Origin of the sequence: Alkalicoccobacillus porphyridii (assembly GCF_007293315.1) — a bacterium.
Lineage (GTDB): Bacteria > Bacillota > Bacilli > Bacillales > Bacillaceae_D > Alkalicoccobacillus > Alkalicoccobacillus porphyridii.
In genome coordinates this window covers 46,107-68,804 of sequence record NZ_VLXZ01000013.1, presented here as the reverse complement: position 1 = coordinate 68,804, position 22,698 = coordinate 46,107, and the positions used below count along the sequence as shown (strand labels likewise).

General features: G+C 41.2%; 20 protein-coding genes. 17 read left to right on the top strand and 3 right to left on the bottom strand.

What is annotated here, in order from left to right:
- Positions 1–3 precede the first annotated feature (3 nt).
- The 9 genes from treR (at position 4) to FN960_RS17405 (ending at position 10,174) form a co-directional block, all read left to right on the top strand.
- Positions 4–729: a trehalose operon repressor gene (gene treR / locus FN960_RS17445; protein WP_306461626.1), complete on the top strand. Its 726-nt coding sequence runs from the start codon at positions 4–6 to the stop codon at positions 727–729.
- Positions 730–803: 74 nt separating this feature from the next.
- Complete coding sequence (locus FN960_RS17440) at positions 804–1,280, top strand: glutathione peroxidase (protein ID WP_143850143.1); 477 nt, start codon at positions 804–806, stop codon at positions 1,278–1,280.
- A gap of 90 nt (positions 1,281–1,370) precedes the next feature.
- Positions 1,371–2,444: a nitric oxide synthase oxygenase gene (locus tag FN960_RS17435; protein WP_143850142.1), complete on the top strand. Its 1,074-nt coding sequence runs from the start codon at positions 1,371–1,373 to the stop codon at positions 2,442–2,444.
- Positions 2,445–2,465: 21 nt separating this feature from the next.
- A complete protein-coding gene (locus tag FN960_RS17430) occupies positions 2,466–4,355 on the top strand; it encodes an ABC-F family ATP-binding cassette domain-containing protein (protein WP_143850141.1) in 1,890 nt (629 codons plus the stop codon).
- Between the two features lie 154 nt (positions 4,356–4,509).
- Positions 4,510–5,265: a DeoR/GlpR family DNA-binding transcription regulator gene (locus tag FN960_RS17425; RefSeq protein ID WP_143850140.1), complete on the top strand. Its 756-nt coding sequence runs from the start codon at positions 4,510–4,512 to the stop codon at positions 5,263–5,265.
- Positions 5,262–6,173, top strand: coding sequence for a 1-phosphofructokinase (gene pfkB, locus FN960_RS17420; protein WP_143850139.1), 912 nt, complete (start codon positions 5,262–5,264; stop codon positions 6,171–6,173). The genes FN960_RS17425 and pfkB overlap by 4 nt, the downstream gene beginning before the upstream one ends.
- Before the next feature lie 40 nt (positions 6,174–6,213).
- Positions 6,214–8,109 carry a PTS fructose transporter subunit IIABC gene (locus FN960_RS17415; RefSeq protein ID WP_143850138.1) on the top strand — a complete coding sequence of 632 codons (1,896 nt, stop codon included), beginning with the start codon at positions 6,214–6,216 and terminating at the stop codon, positions 8,107–8,109.
- Positions 8,110–8,869: 760 nt separating this feature from the next.
- Positions 8,870–9,796 carry an ectoine hydroxylase gene (gene thpD, locus FN960_RS17410; protein ID WP_143850181.1) on the top strand — a complete coding sequence of 309 codons (927 nt, stop codon included), beginning with the start codon at positions 8,870–8,872 and terminating at the stop codon, positions 9,794–9,796.
- 120 nt (positions 9,797–9,916) lie between these two features.
- Complete coding sequence (locus FN960_RS17405) at positions 9,917–10,174, top strand: protein YuzH (protein WP_143850137.1); 258 nt, start codon at positions 9,917–9,919, stop codon at positions 10,172–10,174.
- Positions 10,175–10,193: 19 nt separating this feature from the next.
- On the opposite strand, the gene mreBH is transcribed toward FN960_RS17405, so the two are convergent.
- Positions 10,194–11,201 (bottom strand): rod-share determining protein MreBH, encoded by a 1,008-nt coding sequence (gene mreBH / locus FN960_RS17400; protein ID WP_143850136.1) that lies wholly within the window; start codon positions 11,199–11,201, stop codon positions 10,194–10,196.
- Positions 11,202–11,416: 215 nt separating this feature from the next.
- On the opposite strand from mreBH, the gene FN960_RS17395 reads away from it, so the two are divergent.
- Both FN960_RS17395 and FN960_RS17390 read left to right on the top strand, forming a co-directional pair.
- Positions 11,417–11,815 carry a thiol-disulfide oxidoreductase DCC family protein gene (locus FN960_RS17395; RefSeq protein WP_143850135.1) on the top strand — a complete coding sequence of 133 codons (399 nt, stop codon included), beginning with the start codon at positions 11,417–11,419 and terminating at the stop codon, positions 11,813–11,815.
- 608 nt (positions 11,816–12,423) lie between these two features.
- Entirely contained in the window at positions 12,424–12,756 is a 333-nt protein-coding gene (locus tag FN960_RS17390; protein ID WP_143850134.1) for a hypothetical protein, read from the top strand.
- A gap of 59 nt (positions 12,757–12,815) precedes the next feature.
- On the opposite strand, the gene FN960_RS17385 is transcribed toward FN960_RS17390, so the two are convergent.
- Positions 12,816–13,067 carry a hypothetical protein gene (locus FN960_RS17385; RefSeq protein WP_143850133.1) on the bottom strand — a complete coding sequence of 84 codons (252 nt, stop codon included), beginning with the start codon at positions 13,065–13,067 and terminating at the stop codon, positions 12,816–12,818.
- Between the two features lie 51 nt (positions 13,068–13,118).
- On the bottom strand, positions 13,119–13,265 hold the full coding sequence (locus FN960_RS22920) for a hypothetical protein (RefSeq protein WP_185971088.1): 147 nt from the start codon (positions 13,263–13,265) through the stop codon (positions 13,119–13,121).
- An 85-nt stretch (positions 13,266–13,350) separates the two neighbouring features.
- Between FN960_RS22920 and rnhA the strand changes: the two genes are divergently transcribed.
- The 6 genes from rnhA to FN960_RS17355 all read left to right on the top strand — a co-directional run bounded on the left by rnhA (position 13,351) and on the right by FN960_RS17355 (position 22,696).
- The gene (gene rnhA / locus FN960_RS17380) at positions 13,351–13,989 is read left to right on the top strand and encodes a ribonuclease H (protein WP_143850132.1); all 639 of its coding nucleotides are present in this window, start codon (positions 13,351–13,353) and stop codon (positions 13,987–13,989) included.
- Between the two features lie 11 nt (positions 13,990–14,000).
- Positions 14,001–15,362: an aldehyde dehydrogenase gene (locus FN960_RS17375; protein WP_143850131.1), complete on the top strand. Its 1,362-nt coding sequence runs from the start codon at positions 14,001–14,003 to the stop codon at positions 15,360–15,362.
- 11 nt (positions 15,363–15,373) lie between these two features.
- Positions 15,374–16,669, top strand: a complete 1,296-nt coding sequence (locus FN960_RS17370) for a lysine N(6)-hydroxylase/L-ornithine N(5)-oxygenase family protein (protein WP_143850130.1) — start codon at positions 15,374–15,376, stop codon at positions 16,667–16,669.
- Between the two features lie 117 nt (positions 16,670–16,786).
- Positions 16,787–18,250, top strand: coding sequence for a catalase (locus FN960_RS17365; RefSeq protein WP_185971087.1), 1,464 nt, complete (start codon positions 16,787–16,789; stop codon positions 18,248–18,250).
- Positions 18,251–18,795: 545 nt separating this feature from the next.
- Complete coding sequence (locus tag FN960_RS17360) at positions 18,796–21,855, top strand: GNAT family N-acetyltransferase (RefSeq protein WP_143850128.1); 3,060 nt, start codon at positions 18,796–18,798, stop codon at positions 21,853–21,855.
- On the top strand, positions 21,842–22,696 hold the full coding sequence (locus tag FN960_RS17355; RefSeq protein ID WP_143850127.1) for an amidohydrolase family protein: 855 nt from the start codon (positions 21,842–21,844) through the stop codon (positions 22,694–22,696). Before FN960_RS17360 ends, FN960_RS17355 begins: the two co-directional genes overlap by 14 nt.
- The last annotated feature ends 2 nt before the right edge of the window (positions 22,697–22,698 follow it).

Sequence of the window (22,698 nt, the reverse complement as noted above, 5' to 3'; positions counted from 1 at the left end):
GCGGTGTATTTGTTGAAAAGCAAATTCCAATTGGTGTATGAAGAGCTGGCTCATCAGATTCAAAAAGGAGAATGGCAGCCAGAAGAGCTACTTCCATCAGAACTAGAGTTAGTTAAGCAGTATCATGCTTCCAGGGAGACTATTCGTAAAGCCCTTAAGCTGTTGTCTGAGAGAGGATACATTCAGAAGATTCAAGGCAAGGGTTCCGTGGTCCTTGATCGCTCCAAGATTGATTTTCCCTTTTCAGGAGTATCAAGCTTCAAAGAGCTAAGTGAGCGAATGAATATGAAGGTTGAAACTGAAGTGGTGGCCTTTGATGAAGTGAAAGCCCATCTTGAACTGCAAAGCAAGCTGCAACTAACAAGCGAGCAATCTGCTATATGCATCAAACGAGTGCGTAAGGTAGATGGCGAGAGGGTTATCCTTGATAAGGATGATCTTGTCCATTCTGTGGTTCCAGGGTTAACGGCTGATATTAGTCAAAACTCCATTTACGAATACATTGAGAACCAGCTTGGGTTAGTGATCAGTTTTGCAAGAAAAGAGATTGTGGTGGAAGAACCTACGGAAGAAGACCGAGCTCTTCTAGATTTGGACGGCTTTTCTAATGTGGTTGTGGTTAGAGGACAAACGTATCTAGATGATGCAAAAATCTTTCAATATACTGAATCCCGGCACCGACCAGACAAATTTCGCTTTGTGAACTTTGCTAGAAGAGAGCAGGTGTAAGCAAATCGTTAGTAGATAGGCTTAATAAGCGGTATAATGCAAGTAAATGCTTGATACTATTAGGAGGCTTGCTTATGTCTGTCTATGACTTTACCGTAAAATCCTCTAAAGGCGAAGAGATCTCATTGTCGCAATACGAAGGAAAAGCACTGCTTATTGTAAATACAGCTACAAAATGTGGATTTGCTACACAGTTTGATGGTCTGGAAAAGCTGCATCAGGATTATGCGGACCGAGGATTTGAAGTACTTGGCTTCCCTTGTAATCAATTCATGAATCAAGAGCCAGTTGAAGATGATGAGATGGAGAATGTATGCAAAGTAAACTTTGGTGTGAATTTTCCTTTATTCGCCAGAGTTGATGTAAATGGAAGTGACGCCCATCCGCTATATCAACATCTCAAAAAGTCACAAAAAGGCACGATTGGGTCAGATGTTAAGTGGAACTTCACCAAGTTTCTTGTTAATCAACAGGGCGAGGTTATTGAGAGGTTTGCTCCCACAACAAAGCCTGAAAAGATTCAACCTGAAATTGAAAAGCTGCTAAAATAAAAATTGATAGGTGAATGGCTGTGCGGACACCCTAGGTGAAAGCACAGCTTTTTTCTAGGGTGGAGCCAAGTATAGTTGGAGGTCATCAGGATGAACGTAAGTGAACAATATAAACAGGCAGAAGAATTTTTGATTCAATGTTATCATGAGTTAGAGATACCATCGGAGTTGTTAGAAAAGCGCCTTGAAGAAGTGGGTCAGGAGATACGTGAAACGGGCACGTATACACATACATATGAAGAATTAGTTCATGGGTCGAGAATGGCTTGGAGGAATAGTAACCGTTGCATTGGACGCTTTTTTTGGGAGACGTTAAAAGTCTATGACTGTAGAGGACTTCAGGACGAGGCAGCGATTGCAGACGCCCTTATTACGCATATAAAACAAGCGACAAATAACGGAAACGTCGTCCCGATTCTAACGGCGCTACCCTCTTCTGTTCGTATTTGGAATCATCAATTAGTTCGTTATGCGGGGTATAGATCAGCGGATGGAAGTATTATTGGTGACCCGGCTTCCCTTGATTTTACTCAGGTATGTACGTCCTTAGGTTGGAAGGGAGAAGGAGGGGCATTTGATATCCTGCCTCTTGTCATTCAAATAGGGGACAAGGCCCCTAGCTTTTTTTCTATACCGCCTGAGTTCGTTAAAGAAGTAACGCTGACTCATCCAAGTGAACCAACATTTGATCAGTTACAATTAAAATGGTACGCTGTTCCAATTATTTCAGATATGAAATTGAACATTGGTGGCATTGAGTATCCGGCTGCTCCTTTTAATGGTTGGTATATGGGCACAGAGATTGGTGCGAGAAATCTAGCTGACACGGATCGATATAATATGCTTCCAAAGGTCGCAGAATGCTTTCAATTAGATACAACGAGAGAGTCTACCCTATGGCGTGATGAAGCATTAGTAGAGTTAAATAAAGCAGTCCTTTATTCTTACAAAAAGGCAGGAGTCAGCATAGTTGATCATCACACCGCTGCCAAACAGTTTGCAAGGTTTGAAGAGAGAGAGCTGAAAGCAGGGCGAGAAGTGACAGGGAAGTGGTCATGGCTGATTCCACCTGTTAGCCCAGCTACCACACACATCTTCCGCAAAGGGTATAAGGATCAAAAGGTGCTGCCTAATTATCTCTATCAGCCTAAGCCCTATGAATAAAGAATAAGGAGGTTAAACCTCATGAGTTTACTGAGAGTAGAGAATTTGAGAAAAACGTTCGGTGAGAAAACGCTTTTTGATGGACTTACTTTTACCATTGAAGCTAAAGAACGAATTGGTTTAATTGGGGTAAATGGAACGGGTAAATCAACGTTATTAAAAGTGTTAGCAGGTCTTGAGGGAGCCGAGGATGTTACGCTCTATCATGCAAATGACTTTAATGTTACCTATCTTCCGCAGCAACCTGAATTAATGGAAGATCGAACGGTTTTAGAGCAAATTTATCATGGTGAATCAACGATTATGAAAACTATGCGAGCGTATGAGCAAGCGTTAATTGACCTGGAAAAGCAACCAGAGGACTCTAAGGTTCAAAAGCAATTTATGCAGGCTCAGCAAAAAATGGACCAGGAATCTGCATGGGAGGCTAATACTACGGCAAAAACCATACTCACCAAATTAGGAATCAAGGATGTAAGCCAGCAAATTCGTGCCTTATCTGGTGGACAGAAAAAAAGAGTGGCCATTGCAGAAGCATTGATCAGACCCGCTGATTTGCTCCTTTTGGATGAACCGACAAACCACCTAGATCATGAAACGGTTGAATGGTTAGAGGGGTATTTAGCTAACTATAAGGGTGCACTTATTGTGATTACGCATGACCGTTATTTCTTGAACCGTGTAACCAATCAAATGTATGAATTAGATCAAGGAAAGCTATATCAATACGAGGGTAATTTTGAAACTTATTTACAAAAACGTGCTGAGCGTGAAGAGTTAGAAGTGCAGCAGGAAAATAAAAGACAGAATCTTCTTAGGCGTGAGTTAGAATGGCTAAGGAGAGGAGCTAAAGCCCGCACAACCAAACAAAAAGCTCGTGTTCAGCGAGCAGAGAGCTTAAGAGATCAGGATGGCTTATCTAAAAAATCTAATCTCGATTTTTCAATTGGCTCAAAGCGTCTTGGCAATGATGTTCTGGAGCTTCAGGAGATTGGCAAGTCTTTTGAAGGCAAAGACCTCTTTCAACAAATCAACTATTTGGTCGTGCCCTTTGAGCGACTTGGGATCATCGGCGCAAATGGCACAGGAAAAACAACACTTCTCAACATCATGGCTGGAAGAACAGAGCCTGACAATGGCATAGTCAAACAAGGCAGTACGGTTCGAATTGGTTATTATACACAAGAAGATGAAGAAATTGATGGCGATCTAAAAGTCATTGAGTACATTAAAGAAATCGCAGAAGTTGTTTATACGTCAGATGGGCAAACAGTTACTGCAGAGCAAATGCTTGAACGCTTCCTATTTCCAAGAAGTATGCAATGGACCTATATTAGGCGCTTATCTGGTGGAGAGAAACGCCGTTTATATTTACTTAAAATTCTAATGGGGGAGCCCAATGTCCTTTTTTTAGATGAGCCAACCAACGATCTTGATATCCAAACCCTATCTGTATTAGAAGATTATATCGATCAATTTCCTGGTGTCGTTATTACCGTGTCGCATGATCGATATTTTCTCGACAAAACCGTTGATCGCCTCCTTTATTTAGACGGCTCTGGTTACGCGCAAAGCTATCAGGCAGATTATAGTGAGTTCTTGCATCAACAGCAACAAAAAAGGGTAGAACAAGAGTTGGTAAAGAAGGATCACGATAAAGGTAAAGTAAAATCGCCTCAACCACGAAGACTCAGCTATAAGGAGAAACAAGAGTGGGAAGGCATTGAAGATAAGATGGAGAAGCTTGAGCAGCAAATTGCAGAAGCAGACCTACTTATTGCCGAAGCGGGTAGTGACTACACACTCATTGAAAAACAATTAGCAGAGAAAGAACGTTTGGAAAATGAACTCGAGAGCACAATGAACCGCTGGAGTGAACTCGCAGAAATTGTTGAAGCAGCAAATGAATAGATCGGCTCTTAACCTCTTAACACGTTTGGATCGTGTAAGAGGTTTTTTAATTGTTCAATGTAATCATTGGTATTTTGAATGTTTTTGATTAAATATGATTGATTATGAATGTTTTTAAAGGTATACTATGTTTGACGAGAGAGGAGTGAAGCCAGTGTTAACTCTGGAGCGTCAAGAAATCATTGTGCAGCTAGTAAAAGAAAAACAGGTTGTTAAGCTTATTGAACTAATTGAAGCAACCGGTGCTTCTGAATCTACTATTCGAAGAGATTTAACAGAGCTTGAAGATGCAAAGAAATTAAAGCGTATTCATGGAGGGGCAACACTCCTTCAAAAGAAAAGTTCAGAACCAACTGTAGCGGAGAAAACACTCAAAAACAGTCAGGAAAAGCTACGAATTGCTGAATACGCAGCATCATTTGTTGAAAAAGGTGATTGTATCTTTTTAGATGCTGGTACAACAACAATAGAAATGATTCCATTTCTTAAAGATAAACACGTAGTTGTCGTCACAAATGGACTGAGTAATATAGTAAAACTCGTTGAGGCAGGTATCGAAACCCATGTAATTGGTGGCCAGGTGAAACCTGGTACAAGAGCTTTTGTTGGGCGAAGTGCAATTGAAACGTTGGAGTCATTCCGTTTTGATTTGGCTTTCTTGGGGGCAAATGGAATCACACTTGAAGATGGTTATACAACGCCGGATCCACAAGAGGCTTTTGTTAAATCCTATGCCAAGAGGCGATCAAGAAATTGTTACGTGTTAGCCGACCATTCAAAATATGGCGATCTATCCTTCTCGAAGTTTGCTGAGATCCATGAAGTGACATTGATCACCAGCTCATATCTTGATGAGCAAATCCAAAGGAAATTAAAAGAGTTAACAGATATAAAGGTGGTTTCAATATGATATACACGGTTACGCTCAATCCAGCAGTTGATTATTTTGTGGAGCTGGATGAGTTGAAGCCTGGACAGGTGAATCGCTCAAAGGGCGAGCACAAAGCTCCTGGAGGTAAAGGAATAAATGTTTCTAGAGTATTAAAGCGCTTGGGACATTCCAGTGAAACGTTAGGGTTTATTGGAGGGTTTACAGGTGATTACATCATAAACACTTTAGAGCAAGAGGATATTGCTACAAGATTTGTTCAAGTTGATGGAGACACTCGAATTAATATCAAGATGAAGGGAGCGGAGGAAACCGAGTTAAATGGGAGCTCACCTGAAGTAACAAAGAATCATTTGGACCAGCTCATGGACCAAATGGACCATTTAACAAAAGACGATACGCTTGTTCTAGCAGGAAGTGTGCCTGGAACGCTTGATAAAACAATCTATACACAATGGATTCAACGCGTGAAGAAAAATGGTGTGAAAGTTTATCTCGACACTAGTGGTGAGCCATTAATTGATGCGGTTAATGCAAAGCCCACATTTATTAAACCGAATCATCATGAACTATCAGAGTTGGTTGGGGTAGCTATACAAACACCTGAGGAAGCTCTTCCCTACGTCAAGCAACTAGTAAATGAAGGAATTGAGTATGTTTTTGTAACCTTTGCAGGTGATGGCGCACTTCTAGGGACAAAGGAAAAGGTACTTTTTGCAACAACGCCTAAAGGCACCGTTATAAACTCTGTTGGAGCAGGAGATTCGACGCTAGCAGGCTTTCTTGCATCATTAGAGAAAAATGACTCACTAGAGGATGCCTTCCGTTTTGCGGTGGCAGCCGGTAGCTCAACTGCTTTTTCAAAAGGGTTTTGTGAACTAACGCATGTACAAGAATTAACCAAGCAGATATCTATATCTACTTGGTAAAGAGAAACGTTTCACACAAATTGGGGGAAGGGGGATCTATATGAAGATCTCTGATTTACTAAAAAAGGACACGATGATTTTAGACCTACGCGCAACAACGAAGGAAGCAGTGATTGATGAGCTAATTGATAAGCTTAATCGTGCGGGTCGTCTAACAGACAAAGCCGCTTATAAGGAAGCCATATTGGCGAGAGAAGCACAAAGTACCACAGGTTTAGGTGATGGAATTGCGATACCACATGCCAAAACATCAGCAGTTCGCACGCCATCTATTAGCTTTGGTCGTTCAAAACAAGGTGTCGACTATGATGCATTAGATGGTCAGCCTAGCCACTTGTTTTTTATGATTGCAGCAAGTGAAGGGGCAAATAATGAGCATCTAGCAACATTATCTCGTTTAACGACCTTCTTAATGGATGAGAGCTTCCGCCAAACGCTTTTAAATGCGACATCTGAAAACGAAATTCTCGCAGCTATTGATCAAAAGGATGCAGAGAAAGAAAAAGAAGAGGCGGCAGAGGCACAAGAGACGGAACAAACTCAAACAAACAGCCCTCGCCTGCTAGGTGTAACAGGATGTCCAACTGGTATTGCTCACACCTATATGGCAGCTGATGCCTTAAAAAACAAAGCAGCAGAGCTTGGCATTTCTATTAAGGTAGAAACCAATGGCTCTGGAGGGGCAAAGAATAAATTAACAGCCTCTGAAATTGAGGCAGCTGATGCAATTATTGTTGCGGCGGATACAAAAATTGAGATGGACCGTTTTGCTGGCAAAAAAGTGATTCAGGCACCGGTTTCAGATGGGGTACGTAAACCCAAGGATTTGATTGATCGTGCACTTTCTGAGAATGCGCCCATTTATAACGGATCTGGAAAATCAGAAGCTGGATCAAATTCACCGGAATCAGAGAAAAAAGGATTGGGTATCTATAAGCATATCATGAACGGTGTGTCGAATATGCTACCATTTGTTATTGGTGGTGGGATTCTTATCGCCCTTTCCTTCTTATTTGGAGGATATGAACAGGAAGGTACATTTGCTCAGATGCTTGCAGAAATTGGTGGGGGAACGGCGTTTGGCTTATTAGTGCCTGTACTAGCGGCATTTATTGCTATGAGTATCGCTGATAGACCTGGTTTTGCAGCTGGTTTAGTGGCTGGTATGATTGCTATGAATGGAGAAACTGGATTTCTAGGTGGATTAATTGCAGGTTTCTTAGCTGGTTATATTGCGCTCCTCGTTCGTATGCTAATTAATAAGCTTCCACAGATGCTTCAAGGAATCGGTAACATTTTATTTACGCCAATTTTGAATTTATTTATTTCCGGAATGTTGATGTTGGTCCTAGTCGCCCCACTTGCGAGTGTGAACCTTGGACTTCAGAACTGGCTGAATGGATTAGGTACAGCCAATATGATTATATTAGGTATTGTTCTAGGTGGAATGATGGCAGTTGATATGGGTGGACCTGTTAACAAAGCAGCCTTTACCTTTGGTATTGCTATGATTGAGGCTGGCAACTTCGGTCCTCAAGCGGCGGTTATGGCCGGAGGCATGGCACCTCCAATTGGTATTGCTTTAGCTACAACCTTTTTCCGTAGTAAGTTTTCAAAGAAGGACCGTCAATCTGGTTTAACAAACTATATCTTAGGTTTATCATTTATTACAGAAGGAGCTATTCCGTTTGCTGCTGCTGACCCAGCACGTGTCATTCCCGCGGCAATCGCCGGATCTGCTCTAGCTGGTGGACTCACTGCATTTTTCGGTATTCTTTTACCAGTGCCTCATGGCGGATTGTTTGTATTCACTTTTGTTAATGGTGGAAACCAAATCTGGCCATACGCCTTCCTATACCTGCTAGCAGTTATATTAGGCGCAGCCCTAACAGCCATTCTGCTTGGTATTCTAAAGAAGAAAGTAATTGAAGAGTAAATAACGATACGTAAACTAGCTTGTCGATGAAAGTACAAACTTTCTCGACAAGCTTTTTTGTGTACGTGAGCAGTATTGCCAGCGCTCCTGCTATAGAACACTGGTTCCGGCGTTATGAGTTAATAGACCCAATGCTTTTGATAATTTACTTTGAATAGAGAATAGAGGGTAACGGACGAAAATGTAGGGCCAACACCTAAGGGATGAAAAGGAGGCCACTGAAAACGATCTTTCTAAGACTGCGAACTTTCTTCAATTGTTTAAGCCAGAACGTTAGCGGAAGGAGAACCCGTAGACTCCTGCGGAACAGAACGAGTCTGAAGACATTGAAGTGGCGCCCTTCCACTTCAAGGGCTGAGGCCGTTCCCGCGGAAAGCGTAGGGTTCTCCTGTAGCGGCGTCATTCAGCTTATTCTTACATGACTTTCTCAGTGGCCTCGATGAAAAGTAAGAGTGTATTTACTGAAACCGCTTAGTTACAAAAAATTTTAAAATGCTGTTGCTCAACCATGAACGTACTTACAGCATTTTTTGTCAAAAAAGCATGTTTACTCCCTCTAGAAAAAGGGTTCTGTATACAGTGTATTAAGTGTGAGGAGGGATTGCGCAATGTACATGTGTTGGTGCTGCTATGTATTTTAGCAGTGACGACAAGCAATTTTACTGTTAAATAGTGCTTTAAATGAACGAGAAGTAAAACGAACGATAAATTATTTTTCTAACCAAGCTCGTGAATTTACTAGGAGGTAAGTAAAATGGACATGAACATTGATTTGTATCCTTCAAGAGTAAGTAATAAGGCTACAATAAAAGAAAGAAAAGATCCAATCATTCATTCTAATGGTGAAGGACCACTTAATAAAGAAGAGCTAACATCTTACGAAGACAACGGTTATTTAATGAAAGAAAAATTGTTTACAGATGAAGAAGTTAAGCTCATGACAAAAGAGCTCGAGAAAACAATGAAAGATAACCAATCTAAAGATACAGCAGATGTGATTAAAGAACCTGGAAGTAATGAAATCCGTTCCGTTTTTGAAATTCATAAGGACAGTGGTTTTTTTGAATTGCTATCTAAAAACGAACGTATCGTAAAAATTGCAGAACAGTTATTAGGTAGTCAGGTTTATATTAATCAATCAAGAATTAATTTTAAACCCGGCTTTAAAGGTAAGGAATTTTATTGGCACTCGGACTTTGAAACGTGGCATGTAGAGGATGGCATGCAGCATATGCGTGCTGTAAGCTGCTCCATCATCTTAACGGATAATTATGAATTTAATGGGCCGTTAATGCTCATTCCGGGATCACACAAATGGTATGTTTCCTGCGCTGGAAGCACACCTGACGATAACTTTAAGTCCTCATTGCAAAAACAAGAGGCTGGTACACCAGATAATGAGAGCTTGAGCTGGTTAACGGAACAAGCAGATGGTCGTATTGATCGAGCTACAGGGCCAGCGGGATCTGTGTTATTTTTCGAATGCAATACGATGCATGGTTCAAATGGGAATCTATCACCGTATCCGCGCAGCAATGTATTTTTTGTTTTTAATTCAATCAAAAATCCCTTAGGAAAACCTTATTCAGGTCAAGAACCGAGACCAGAATTTGTAGCGAATAGAGAACGTATTGAGCCAATCGAAGCTGTACCTTCAGATTTTCTACAAAAACAAAAGACCTATTAGGAAATAAAGCTATTAGAGGGGTATACTGGATATACCTCTCTTTTTCTTGCCCGGGAAATACGAGAAAAGGGTTAGAATGGCGAATTCTCAGGGAATAAGAGTAATCATGGAGGGACTTACATGAGGCTGATTTCTTATTCCTATCAAAAAAAGGGCGGTATGAAGGCAATATATGATCGTTTTTCAGCGTCTCCTGCAATATTTAGAAAGATAAATGGTTTTTATTTTATTTATTATGTGAAATGGTCAGAGGGAGATCCTATCGTGATGAGGTCTGATTTAACAGAAATGGAGATTTTGCTCAATAGAGAGATGGGTACCGAAGAATTGTATTTAAAAAGAAAAAATAAAAGAATTCAGGACGATTATTATGTCTAAATCATCCTGAATTCAATCGTTATACTGTCGCTTTTTGTAGCTTATCAATAAATTTCAGAGATCTTCCCGTACCAATAGCAACGGATTCAAGCGGGTTTGGAGCAAGGTGAACAGGCACAGAAATTTCTGTCGATAACCAATCCTGCATTCCTTTAAGTAGGGCTCCGCCTCCAGTAATTAGAACTCCACGATCAACGATGTCGCCACTTAGCTCAGGGGGACAATCCTCTAATGTTGAACGAATTGCTTCAAGAATTTGAAGAAGATGCTCACTAATCGCATGACGAATTTCGTCAGATTGAAGAGCCACTGTTTTAGGAAGCCCGTTCACTAAATCACGACCCCGCACTTCCATGCTTAAAATGTCATGATCGATCGGTGCATAACCAATCTCCATTTTAATTTGTTCTGCTGTTCGCTCGCCAATTAAAACATTGTATTGCTTGCGAACATGTTGAATGATGGCTTCGTCTAGTTTATCTCCACCAATTCTAACCGAATTACAAGAAACAACGCCGCCAAATGAAATGATCGCTACCTCCGTTGTTCCTCCACCAATGTCAACAACCACGTTAGCAGTAGGTTCTTCAACAGGTAGGTCAGCACCAATAGCTGCTGCAACGGGCTCTTCAATGATATGAACACTTTTTGCTCCACAGCTGCGAACGGCATCAAGGATGGCACGTCGTTCAACCGAAGTAGAGCCAGATGGGGCACATACAACCACATTTGGTTTACGTAAAGATAAACCAATTTGTTTACTCGCTTTTTTCATAATGGCTTTAAGCATACTGCTTGTTACATCAAAGTCTGCAATAACTCCATCGCGAAGTGGACGTACAGCAACAATATGTGAAGGGGTTTTTCCAACCATACTTTTAGCTTCTGCTCCAACTGCCAGTACATCACGCGACTCAGTATTAAGCGCTACTACAGATGGTTCATTTAATATGATCCCTTTATCTTTACTATAAACAAGAATATTTGCAGTTCCTAAGTCAATTCCTATCTCTGCATTTGAAAACATTCGTTCACCAACTTTTCTTAGAAATACTCATTAGGCTTCATTCTATCAATTTATGACACGCAAAAAAAGGGTCGGAACGCTTATCTACTATGTAAGAATGTGAGATTAACTGAGGATATTTTCATAGGTCATGATGAGTGAATAATAGAATTCGGATATGAAAGGTAATTTTGTTATACTTAAATTAACTCTAAAGCAGATGGTTGGTGTAAGGAATGAACGAGATACGTGGGGTTATATTATTTGATGGGGTATGCAACCTTTGTAACAATGCGGTTGATTTTATTATTAAAAGAGATCATCAAAGATACTACCACTTTGCGTCATTGCAATCTGAAAAAGGTAAAGAGCTGCTGGAAAAGCATGGAGTTTCAGCTGAAATAGATTCAATTGTTGTGATTGAAAATGAGCGTGCATATATTCATGATCAAGCCGTGCTGAAAATTATTCCAAAACTACCTTTTGGGTGGAGAGTGTTTTTAATTGCGTATGCATTTCCCCCAACCTGGAGGCATAAGCTCTATAAATGGTTAGCGCGAAATAGATACCGTTTATTCGGCAAAAAAGAATCATGTAGACTGCCAACTCAGGAGGAAAAAGAACTATTTCTTTAATTGTTAAGTTCAAAATTATTATGCAAACAAATGCCTATCCTAAAACAAGCGGACAAAATAGGAGGGTAGACACCTGCGGGATAAAAAGGAGACCACTGAAAAAGTAATGTAAGAATGAGCTGAATGGCGCCGCTACAGGAGAAACCTACGCTTTCCACGGGAACGGCCTCAGCCATTGAAGTGGAAGTGCGCCACTTCAATGTCTTCAGACGCGTTCTGTTCCGTAGGAGTCTACGGTTTCTCCTTCCGCTAACCGTTCTGACTTAAACAATTGAAGAACGTTCGCAGTCTTACTAAAGATCGTTTTTCAGTAGCCTTGATAAAAAGGTTCATTGAGAAAATAGGGCCATCGCCCGTTAGCTCAGGTACCCCCGCGATAAGCGTGCCCCTATTTTGGAAACGACGGACTAAGAGCTAATCATGAACCGTCCTCAATCCACAAAGACTCAGAATTCATTTACGCATTAACTTGGATTCAGTCTTTTTTAATTCTCGAAAATGATGAAAATAAAATCCCATTCTTTTTGCATTGAAAGTAAACGTGATATAATAGAAAAAAGATGTCGTTTGGATGATCCAAGTATAGACATCATCAGGAGGGGACATAAATGGAAATCAACAATATGCAGGCGTACTTCGAAGACAAGCTGATTAAGGCAAAAATACAATTTGAGCGTACAATTGATTGCAAACATACGGAGTTTGATGACCTTTACCCTTATATGACGGAGCAGCCTCAATTCTTTTGGTATAAACGCTATGTCGCCTGGCAGGAGCTTTTGACATTAGTGCAGGTTGCCAAAGACCTCGATTATGAATGGGGAACGCAGTTTATAGATAAACAAAAGGCTTACATTGATTCAAGAATCCTCGATGCCAAGGTATTAGATGATTGGTATGAAGAACAAGAATTGGAAGCCGAGCAAGAGCAATCTCAATAATTAAAGATAAGAAGATAAATAGAAAGGATGGTCGGGCACATACCGACCATCCTTCTTCTTTAAGCAATCGTAATTTTAGATTGAGTGTGATCATGGATACTAATAATCTCGTCTTCGATATCAAAGCTAATCTCTTCATTTGTTGGAGTGTCATCATAATATTGAATAATGCTTAGATCAGAAAGACTGATTAGTACATACGGATACCGTTCATCAGGATCTTCAATGAGTGCATATAACTTATCATTTTTTGCATAAATAAGTTCTCCAGATTGACGAGTGGGTGCATTGTGCTTCATTAGAATATCCAAATATATAAATCCCCTTTCATGGTTTCATAGGTTTTATCGTAGCGAGTTGAATTACTCGCTTGGTTTATTTTTATGATTGGCTTGATTTTGTTTATCTTTATCTACAAGTTCACTTGAAACTTCCTGATTAAAAAGGGTTTCTTTAGGTGTTTGGTTGTTCGTTAATGCTTTATTTTTATTCTTATTACGTTTAGGCATGTATATGCCCTCCCTTGTTTTTTTATTTACTTGGGAATAGTATCGGTTTCTAAAAGATATTTCATACAGAAAAGGTGTGCTTAATATGGCAAATAGTAAGTTTTATGTAGTATGGAAAGGCATTCAACCAGGAATTTATACAAGCTGGAAGGAGTGTGAAGCGCAAGTCAAAGGCTTTCCCGGGGCCAGATTCAAATCATTTCCCACAAAATCGGAAGCGGAAAACGCATTTCATTCAAAGCCTACAACAGCCACCAAACAAAAAAACAATACAGCCAGAGCAGCAAAGCCTAGTGTTTCCATTAGTAAAGATAAGATTATCTGGGAAAGTATTTCTGTCGATGTTGGTTCGAAGGGAAATCCGGGTATAGTGGAATATAAAGGCGTAGATACAAAAACCGGTGAAATTCTTTTTTCACATGGAGAAATACATATTGGGACGAACAATATGGGAGAATTTCTAGCCATTGTCCACGCTTTAGCCTACCTTAAGCAAAGAAACGACTCGACTACCCCTGTTTATTCAGATTCAAAAACAGCGATGAAATGGGTAAAAGATAAGAAAGTGAATTCTAGCCTGGAAAGATCAATCAAAACCGAAGAGATGTGGTTACTCATCGATCGGGCGGAGCAATGGCTGAAGGACAACACGTATCAGAATAAAGTCATCAAGTGGGAAACAAAGCATTGGGGCGAAATTAAAGCAGACTATGGGAGAAAATAGGGAGGAATTAGATGTTTGAACCATTAAGGAAGAAGCAGAAGCAGTATTTTTATAGTGGAGCAACGAGATCACTTGAATTCCGTCTTAACCAGCTAAGTAGCCTTAGAGAAATCATTAAGAAAAAAGAAGATAAAATTCTGCAGGCACTTAAGCAGGACCTAAACAAATCTAAAGAAGAAGCTTTTTTAACCGAAATAGGCGTGGTGTACGCTGAAATTTCACTTGTCGAAAAATCTCTACAGGAATGGATGGCCCCTGAAAAAGTTAAATCTCCTGCCTCTCATACAGGTTCCAAGAGCTATGTCCTATATGAGCCGCGTGGTTCGATCCTTATTATCGCGCCTTGGAATTATCCATTTCAATTGGCGATCGCGCCGTTAATTGGAGCGATTGCAGCAGGGAATTGTTCTGTGATTAAACCATCAGAGCTGACACCAAATACGTCTGCAGTTATAGCTGAAATGATGGAAGAGACCTTTCCTGAAGAATATATTAGAGTGGTTGAAGGAGCTGTGGAAACGAGCTCTGAGCTCTTGAAGGAGCCTTTTGACTATATATTTTTTACTGGAAGTGTTGCTGTCGGGAAAATCGTCATGGAAGCTGCGGCTAAGCATCTAACTCCTTTCACACTTGAACTGGGTGGGAAGAGTCCTGCGGTTGTGCACCGAGATGCAAAAATAGATTTGGCAGCCAAACGAATTGCTTGGGGGAAGTTCCTTAATGCTGGACAGACCTGTATTGCCCCCGACTACGTTTTAGTGGATGAGCAGGTAAGAGATGAATTTTTAGAGAAGCTGGAAAAGCATATAAATGATTTGTATAAGAAACCATGGCAAAAGGGGCATTACCCTCGAATTGTCAGTGAAAAACATTTTAATCGACTAACAGAATTCTTAAACGATGGAAAAGTTCTGATAGGAGGGCAATCTAAGCAATCGGAGCTAGCCATATCACCTACTGTTTTAACAGACATTGATTGGGACACGCCAATCATGAGTGAGGAGATTTTTGGACCACTGCTACCTGTTTTGTCTTACTCTACAACGGCTGAAGCACAAATGAACATTCGCGAGAGACCAAATCCTTTAGCATTATACGTCTTTACCGAAAGCAAAGAGATAGAATCGCAGTTTATTGATGAGCTTTCATTTGGCGGGGGCTGTGTAAACGATACAATTATGCACGTGGCGAATCCTCATTTGCCGTTTGGTGGAGCTGGTCCGAGCGGAATTGGCTCATATCATGGATATGAAAGCTTTCTTGCTTTCTCTCATAGAAAAAGTATCGTCAAACAATCAACCTCATTTGACTTGCCTATTCGTTATAAACAAGGGCCAGTCACAAAAAAATTGATCCGTAAGCTGATGAAATAGGAGGAAGTAGATTGGAAATCAAAAAGCATGTTGACATCATGGGAATAGGGTTGGGACCATTTAATCTTGGACTTGCTACGTTGATTGAGGAAGGGACAGAACTCACAAGCTACTTTGTTGATAAACAGAGTAGCTTACAATGGCACCCTGGGATGCTTATTGAGATGACTGATCTTCAGGTTCCTTTTATAGCAGACTTGGTCACTTTCGCGAACCCAAAAAGTGAGTTCACTTTCTTAAATTATTTACACGAACAGGGAAGGCTGTATGCGTTTTATTATTTTAATCGCTTTGATATTCCGAGAAAGGAATATAATGCCTACCTGCAATGGGTCGCTTCCAAGCTCTTAACGTGTCAGTTTAATATTCATGTTGATGATGTGAGCTACGATACAGAAAACGAAGTCTATCATGTTTCCTGCACAGACAGGCAAACAAAAGAGACGTTCGCCGTACATACTCGCCATTTGGTCATGGGCACGGGAACAGTGCCTGCTATCCCTGGAAAGTTTAAAGAAAAAATGTCTGCAAACTGTATTCATTCAAGTGAGTATCTACCTTATGAGAAGGAATTAAAGAAGGCCACATCTATTACTGTGGTAGGGTCTGGTCAAAGTGCTGCAGAGATTTTCTACGATTTACTTTATGCCCAAGAGGATCATGGTTATGAGTTAAGCTGGTTTACTCGTTCGGCGGGTTTCTTTCAAATGGAGGAGGGCAAACTCGGTATAGAAATGTTCTCCCCGGACTTCACAGAGTACTTTCATCAGCTCCCTTATTCAGCAAGAAAAGAAGCCTTACCTAGGTTAGAAGGTATTCGAAATGGGGTGCAGGTTAAGACCTTAAAAAACATCTATGACCTATTGTATCATCGCTCCATTGGGCAGAAGCGCTCTCCAGCTAAAATACGACCAACCTCAGAGCTTAAAGAGATTAAGGAGCAGCCAACAAAGGTGCAGTTGACATTTCATCAGTGGCAAACAAATGCTAGCTTTGAGCACCAAACAGAAAAGCTTGTGTTAGCTACTGGTTATAAACCCAATCTACCAGAGTGGTTCTTACGCATGAGTGATGAGATGCAGTGGGAAAGTGAGACTGAATTTGCTGTTGAACTTGATGGTCGAGTCTCATTTAAAGATAAGAGGCAAGGCCAAATTTTTGCTTTGACTAACGTCGTGCATGCACATGGGACAAGTGCCACTAATCTAGCATTGGCTGTACAGCGCAACCAACGTATTATTCATTATTTGACTGATGAGCATACATATCCGATCAGCAAGGATAATACATTTACAACTTTTGAATAGAGTAAGCCTTTTCTTTGACAGGCAATGGTAGAAGAGATAGACTCATAATAGAGATTCGATAATTATTATCATGTTATAATTATTATCGATAATTACATAAATGAGGAGAGAATGTTCATGAAGAAGTTAACGAATAATCAAGGTCAGCCTATTTATGATAATCAAAACTCTCGTACAGCAGGTCAACGCGGTCCAGCGTTACTTGAAGATTATCAATTGATTGAAAAACTTGCGCATTTTGATAGAGAAAGAGTACCGGAGCGTGTTGTTCATGCTCGTGGTGCAGGGGCGCATGGTGTGTTTAAAGTAGCCAATAGCATGAAGCGTTATACAAAAGCAGCTTTTTTACAGGAGGAGGGCACGGAAACTCCTGTGTTTGCCCGGTTCTCTACTGTTATTCATGGTCAGCACTCTCCTGAAACGTTAAGAGATCCTAGAGGTTTTTCAGTGAAATTCTATACTGAAGAAGGAAACTGGGACTTCGTAGGGAACAACCTACCTGTTTTTTTCATTCGTGATTCCATCAAGTTTCCAGATGTGATTCATTCCCTGAAGCCGGATCCGCGTACAAATGTGCAAGATCCAAATAGATATTGGGACTTCATGTCGCTATCACCTGAATCTACAAACATGCTCATGCACTTATTTACAGACGAGGGCATTCCAGCGAGCTACCGTGAAATTCGTGGTTCAAGCGTGCATGCGTTTAAATGGATTAACGCCTATGGAAACATGGTCTATGTGAAGTTCCGCTGGGTTCCAAAAATGGGGCAGCGCAACCTCTCTGAAGAAGAGGCGTCCAAGATCCAAGCTGAGGAATTTAACCATGCTTCTATTGATTTATATGAAGCCATTGAACGTGGCGAGTTTCCAGAATGGGATTTATATGTCCAGTTTCTTGACCCGGCAGATATGGATAACTATGACTTTGATCCACTTGATGCAACAAAAGACTGGTTTGAAGAAGATTTTCCATACCATCATGTTGGGACCATGACGTTAAACCGTAACCCTGATAATGTGTTCGCTGAAACAGAGTCTGTTGGCTTTAATCCAGGCGTACTGGTACCAGGAATTGAACCGTCTGAGGACAAGCTTCTTCAAGGTCGTTTATTTTCTTACTCTGACACGCAACGCCATCGAATCGGACCTAACTACCTGCAGCTGCCTGTAAATTGTCCGTTTGCTCAGGTCAATAACTATCAAAGAGACGGAGCGATGCCAATTAAGCAACAAACCAGCCCAGTTAATTATGAGCCAAACCGCTATGAGACTGAGCCTAAAGAAGATGAGCTTCACATGGACTACAAAGCTCCAAATGAAGGAGAAACACGTGGTCGTCTGGCAATCGAAAAGAAAGACCACTTTGGCCAAGCTGGTCAAGTGTGGCGCAGACATAGTAAGGAAATGCAAGACTCCCTTGTAAAGAATCTCGTCTCCGATTGGCAGGACGTAGAGCAACGCACTGTACTTCTATTGCTGTGCAATTTCTACCGTGCAGATGCTGATCTTGGTAAAAGACTGGCTGACGAGATGGGCGTAGATCTAAGTCCTTATCTTGATAAGCTGGAACAGATGTAACTGTAGGACATAGAACGATTAAGATATCCGGGCTTCGTGCATATTATGCACGTAGTTCGGTTTTTTTGTGTCCTTATTGACGCATGCAAGAGCATAAAAAACGTTCCAGAAATTTGGCGCGATCCCGCTAAAGTGTAGTGAACTAATCTAGGCTAGAATCCAGCTAATTTCACTTCTTCACGTGCAATTCTCTCGGGGGCGACCCACTACGTCCGCTATGAGTGAGGAAGAATTATAAAGCTATAGATAATGAACTTTAATTTTTACTTTTAAAAACAATTAACAATTATAAGTTCCACAGTAGAACTAGCGTAGCCAAAATGCGAGACTCCTGCGGGAGAGCACGTGTCTGAAGACATTGAAGGGGCGATTTTCCACTTCAAGGGCTGAAGCCGTGCCCGCGGAAAGCGAGTGTTTTGGCGGAGCGGTTTTTGAAGCGCTATTGTATAAATGGTAAGACCTTACATGAAATTTGTTCCTTTTCATTTACAAATCGAGGGAATCTTCATACAATTAATAGTAGTTTGATAGTAGGGAGGATTCTTATGTCAAAGCATTTATACGAAATCAGAGAATACCAAGATACATATGCTAGCGCTGTAGCTACACTTTGGAATGAAAGTCGGGATAGCTGGGGCGGTGAACAAGAAGTAGAAACAGCGGAAGATCGCCGCCAGACAGAAGCCTCAAACGGAAATATCACGACACTGCTTGCTTACGATGAAGATAAAGTAGTAGGGTATTGTGGTTTTTCAGAATTCAGGGGAGATGTGGGTGCATTATACATCCCATTGCTAAATGTTCATCCTCATTATCACGGCAAAGGTATAGGAAAACAGCTGGTCCTTGAAGCGTTAAAACGAACAATAGAACTTGGTTGGCCGAGACTTGATTTATATACATGGCCAGGGAATACAAAAGCCGTACCACTCTACAAGCGCTGCGGATTCTTCTGGGAAGAGAGAGATGACACGGTTCATCTGCTTAACTTTATCCCAAAAGTGATCACTCATCCTGTCTTGAGTGAATATGTGGACTCGACGAATTGGTATGACACCCTTAAAAGGGAGATAAGTATTAAACCTGATGGTGAAAAAGAGAATGGGTTTACCTTTTATACATATGACTTTGAAACCCCAAAAGGACATGTGCAGGCAAAAATTGAGCAAAGCGGACGAGGGATTTCCGCCTTCTCAACAGAACAATATGAAGTAGAGTGGGAGATGCCTTCGCATCACCTATTGCTAACTGGTGAATATGAGGCAAGTCTCCGTATCAAAAATAAACAAGCACAGCCTTTGCAGGTGAAAGCGAATCTTGCAGAGCATGAATATATCGAAGGCACTTTAAATGTGTCAGAAAAAGTGGAGGGTGAAAAAGTCTTTAAGGTGCCATTTAAAGTAGACAGTGCGCCTGCTCTTGAACAATCTAAATGGAAAGCCCATCCGCAATTAATTATTGAATTAGAAATTGAGGGGATTCGTTTTCCTTTGGAAGTTGGGTCCAATATCCAAAAACCACTCGCTTTACAGGCACATATACTTAATCCTGAGCAGGTGGTCTTAAACAGCCCTTCAGAGTTTTACATTCAAGTAGAAAATCAACTACAAGAGGAACAGAATGTAAGGTTAACCGTGGCTGGAAATCAGGAGTATTCGCTCAAGCTTGAGCCGAAAGAGAACCGGGTGCTCACTGTTCCATATACCTCCTCCCAATTTGGTGAGCAGCAGTACAAGGTATTTGTGCAAAGCTCATTGAGCTGGTTGGATGCTCAATATGAGGAAACGATCCAGTTTGCCCTGCCAAAAAGAAACAAGTCCTTCTGTATGGATACCCCAACGAATCTTTATCTGTATCACGGGGCGATGATCTTAAAATGTAATAAAGAAAACCACGACATGACCCTTTTGAATGCCTTCACATATGAAAGGATTCCATTAACATTGGTGCATCCAATGATTGGTTTGCCTTATTCTCATGATCTTGCAAAACAGACATGGGATCACTGTTCATGGGAGGAGCAGGAGGACGCTGTTGTTCTTGAATTAACCTATCAGCTTGGAAAACGGGAATTAACGGTAGTTCGAGTGTTTCGTTGGACGTATGATGGCACGCTAAGCCTATCCATTGAGCTTAGAAATAATAGTGCACAAAGCTTAAAGGATGTACATGTAAGTCAGCTGTTTTTCCTTGATGCGGATAAAGGAGTGCTCCCTGTTCAGGGTGCTCTGCTACATTTGGAGGAATCTGTGGAAATGGGGCTTTTACCGTTAAATCACCTTACTGCCCCGTGGATGTATTTAGAAGGAAAGGGTCACACCTTTAGTCTGCAATGGCCAGAGGATGCTAGACTTTTTTCACCAAGCTGGCAAACCGCCTTTGAGCAAAAGGCAGAAAACATTCAACCGGGAGGCTCACAACATTTTGCACCCCTAACAATTGATATAAATGTTTACTCCAACTGGCGTGCGTTCCAGAAAAAAATAGAACCACAGCCGATCAGAGAGAGAATGACTATAGACTTTAGCCAAGGCCATGGATTCTGTGATCCAAAGCAGCCTGTTCAGCTTGAAATTAGTCAATTATCTAAACAGGTGACCGTAGGCTCGCTCTATATTCAGGGTTCTCCAATTGGACAATCATTATCTTTAACGGGTGAAGCAAGTCAGGAGATTACGCAAAGTATTTCTTCAACAAAGGTTACAACGGTCTCAACAGATGTACACCTAGATACGCATGTCCAACCGCTTACTATTCAAGCTATTCCTACAGAAAAGGATGACATAAAAAAAGAGATTGATCAGGAACAAGGTCATAAGGTGTTAAGTGTAAATAATGGAGTGATATCGTTTAAAGCCGCGCCAAGCTACTTCCCTTCTGTCTATTCCTTGCAGACTCAGAAGAAGGAATGGCTTGCTCACGCCTTTCCAACACCTGGGCCAAAATCGTGGTGGAACCCTTGGGGCGGTGGCCTTCATACCATGCCTGCAGATCTTAATCTTTATTCCCTGTTAAATCAAAGCAGTGACGCAGCATTTGTTGAGGTTTTTGACCAATGGGGACATACGTGGCAGGGTCTGCGTGTTGACACATCGTTTGCCAATCATGATAAGTGGAAGGAGATGACCTTAAGGCAATTTTTTGTTACACTGCCGAAGAGTCCGGTGCTTGCCACGTATTATGAAGTTGATTATCCAGACCAGCTTCTAAAGGGTCATCGTTTTAAAACAACGATATTTTTGGATAAAGAGTCGGAGCAGCTCCAAATGTATGCTCGAAGCTCTTCAGAAGAGCACAAAATAGCCGGAAAAACGCCGTTTGAGCTGATTGGTGAGCAAGTGAGCTCAGTAGTTCGAATGTGGGATAAGAAAATACAAGAGGGACTCGTCATTGTAGATACGGATTTTTATAGCGATAGTGGCTTATATTCAAACGCAGAGCTATGTTTATGGACAGCTTTTCAATCCTTCACAGCCACGCCAGAACAAGCGAGAGTTCGTTCTAAACCAACATTTTATTGTGTAACAGATCAGCATCTTGCGGGCAAGGGCTGGGACTGGCTACGAAACGTCACATTTAAGGAGGCTGAGCATGAAAATCATTGATGCGCATCTGCATTTTTCAAATATCCAATCGTTTAAGGATACTGCTACAGAGCTCGCAGATATTTCCTATAACACAGAGGGATTGTTACAGGAATATAAGGATGCAAATGTCGTGCTTGGAATCGGCATGGGCGTGGAGGAGACGGTAGTGGGAGAATTCCCAGATCGTGGAGCGGGTGCTCTGATGGGTCTCGACCTCGAAACACGACCTAAGCAGATTATGTGCTGTATTGGTATCAACCCTTTTCTCTTTACGGAACAGTCATTGGTAAAGCTTGAGGAGGAACTCCAAAAGGATTGGGTTGTCGGAATCAAAATTTACCTCGGCTATTATCCATACTATGCGTATGATGAGGTCTATCAGCCTATCTACCGTTTGGCTAAGGAATATTCAGTGCCCGTTGTTTATCATACGGGCGATACATATTCTGAAAAAGGACTGTTAAAATATTCACACCCACTAACGATAGATGAGGTAGCAGTGGAGCACCGTGATGTTCAGTTCATGATGGCACACTTTGGCGATCCTTGGTGTCTAACTGCTGCTGAAGTCATTTACAAAAACCGTAATGTCTTTGCCGATCTTTCTGGATTGATTGTTGGTACAGAAGAACGAGTGGGTAGGCACTTCGATCGCGATAATCGTTATTTTGATCATCTGCGTCAAGCCTTGGTTTATTGTGATAGCTATGACAGGCTGCTCTTCGGCACAGACTGGCCTCTCGTACAGGTCAAACCGTATATGGAATGGTTAGCGGATATGATTCCCGAATCGTTTCATGAGGATTTTTTCTACAATACGGCAACGAGGGTGTTTCCGAAGGTACAAAAATTCTTATAAAA

What these genes read in the sequence shown, in the direction of transcription:
- FN960_RS17440 (WP_143850143.1), top strand. Translation starts at nt 804, where the DNA reads ATGTCTGTCTATGACTTTACCGTAAAATCCTCTAAAGGCGAAGAGATC.
- FN960_RS17435 (WP_143850142.1), top strand. Translation starts at nt 1,371, where the DNA reads ATGAACGTAAGTGAACAATATAAACAGGCAGAAGAATTTTTGATTCAA.
- FN960_RS17430 (WP_143850141.1), top strand. Translation starts at nt 2,466, where the DNA reads ATGAGTTTACTGAGAGTAGAGAATTTGAGAAAAACGTTCGGTGAGAAA.
- pfkB (WP_143850139.1), top strand. Translation starts at nt 5,262, where the DNA reads ATGATATACACGGTTACGCTCAATCCAGCAGTTGATTATTTTGTGGAG.
- FN960_RS17415 (WP_143850138.1), top strand. Translation starts at nt 6,214, where the DNA reads ATGAAGATCTCTGATTTACTAAAAAAGGACACGATGATTTTAGACCTA.
- thpD (WP_143850181.1), top strand. Translation starts at nt 8,870, where the DNA reads ATGAACATTGATTTGTATCCTTCAAGAGTAAGTAATAAGGCTACAATA.
- FN960_RS17405 (WP_143850137.1), top strand. Translation starts at nt 9,917, where the DNA reads ATGAGGCTGATTTCTTATTCCTATCAAAAAAAGGGCGGTATGAAGGCA.
- mreBH (WP_143850136.1), bottom strand. Translation starts at nt 11,201, where the DNA reads ATGTTTTCAAATGCAGAGATAGGAATTGACTTAGGAACTGCAAATATT.
- FN960_RS17395 (WP_143850135.1), top strand. Translation starts at nt 11,417, where the DNA reads ATGAACGAGATACGTGGGGTTATATTATTTGATGGGGTATGCAACCTT.
- FN960_RS17390 (WP_143850134.1), top strand. Translation starts at nt 12,424, where the DNA reads ATGGAAATCAACAATATGCAGGCGTACTTCGAAGACAAGCTGATTAAG.
- FN960_RS22920 (WP_185971088.1), bottom strand. Translation starts at nt 13,265, where the DNA reads ATGCCTAAACGTAATAAGAATAAAAATAAAGCATTAACGAACAACCAA.
- rnhA (WP_143850132.1), top strand. Translation starts at nt 13,351, where the DNA reads ATGGCAAATAGTAAGTTTTATGTAGTATGGAAAGGCATTCAACCAGGA.
- FN960_RS17375 (WP_143850131.1), top strand. Translation starts at nt 14,001, where the DNA reads ATGTTTGAACCATTAAGGAAGAAGCAGAAGCAGTATTTTTATAGTGGA.
- FN960_RS17365 (WP_185971087.1), top strand. Translation starts at nt 16,787, where the DNA reads ATGAAGAAGTTAACGAATAATCAAGGTCAGCCTATTTATGATAATCAA.
- FN960_RS17360 (WP_143850128.1), top strand. Translation starts at nt 18,796, where the DNA reads ATGTCAAAGCATTTATACGAAATCAGAGAATACCAAGATACATATGCT.
- FN960_RS17355 (WP_143850127.1), top strand. Translation starts at nt 21,842, where the DNA reads ATGAAAATCATTGATGCGCATCTGCATTTTTCAAATATCCAATCGTTT.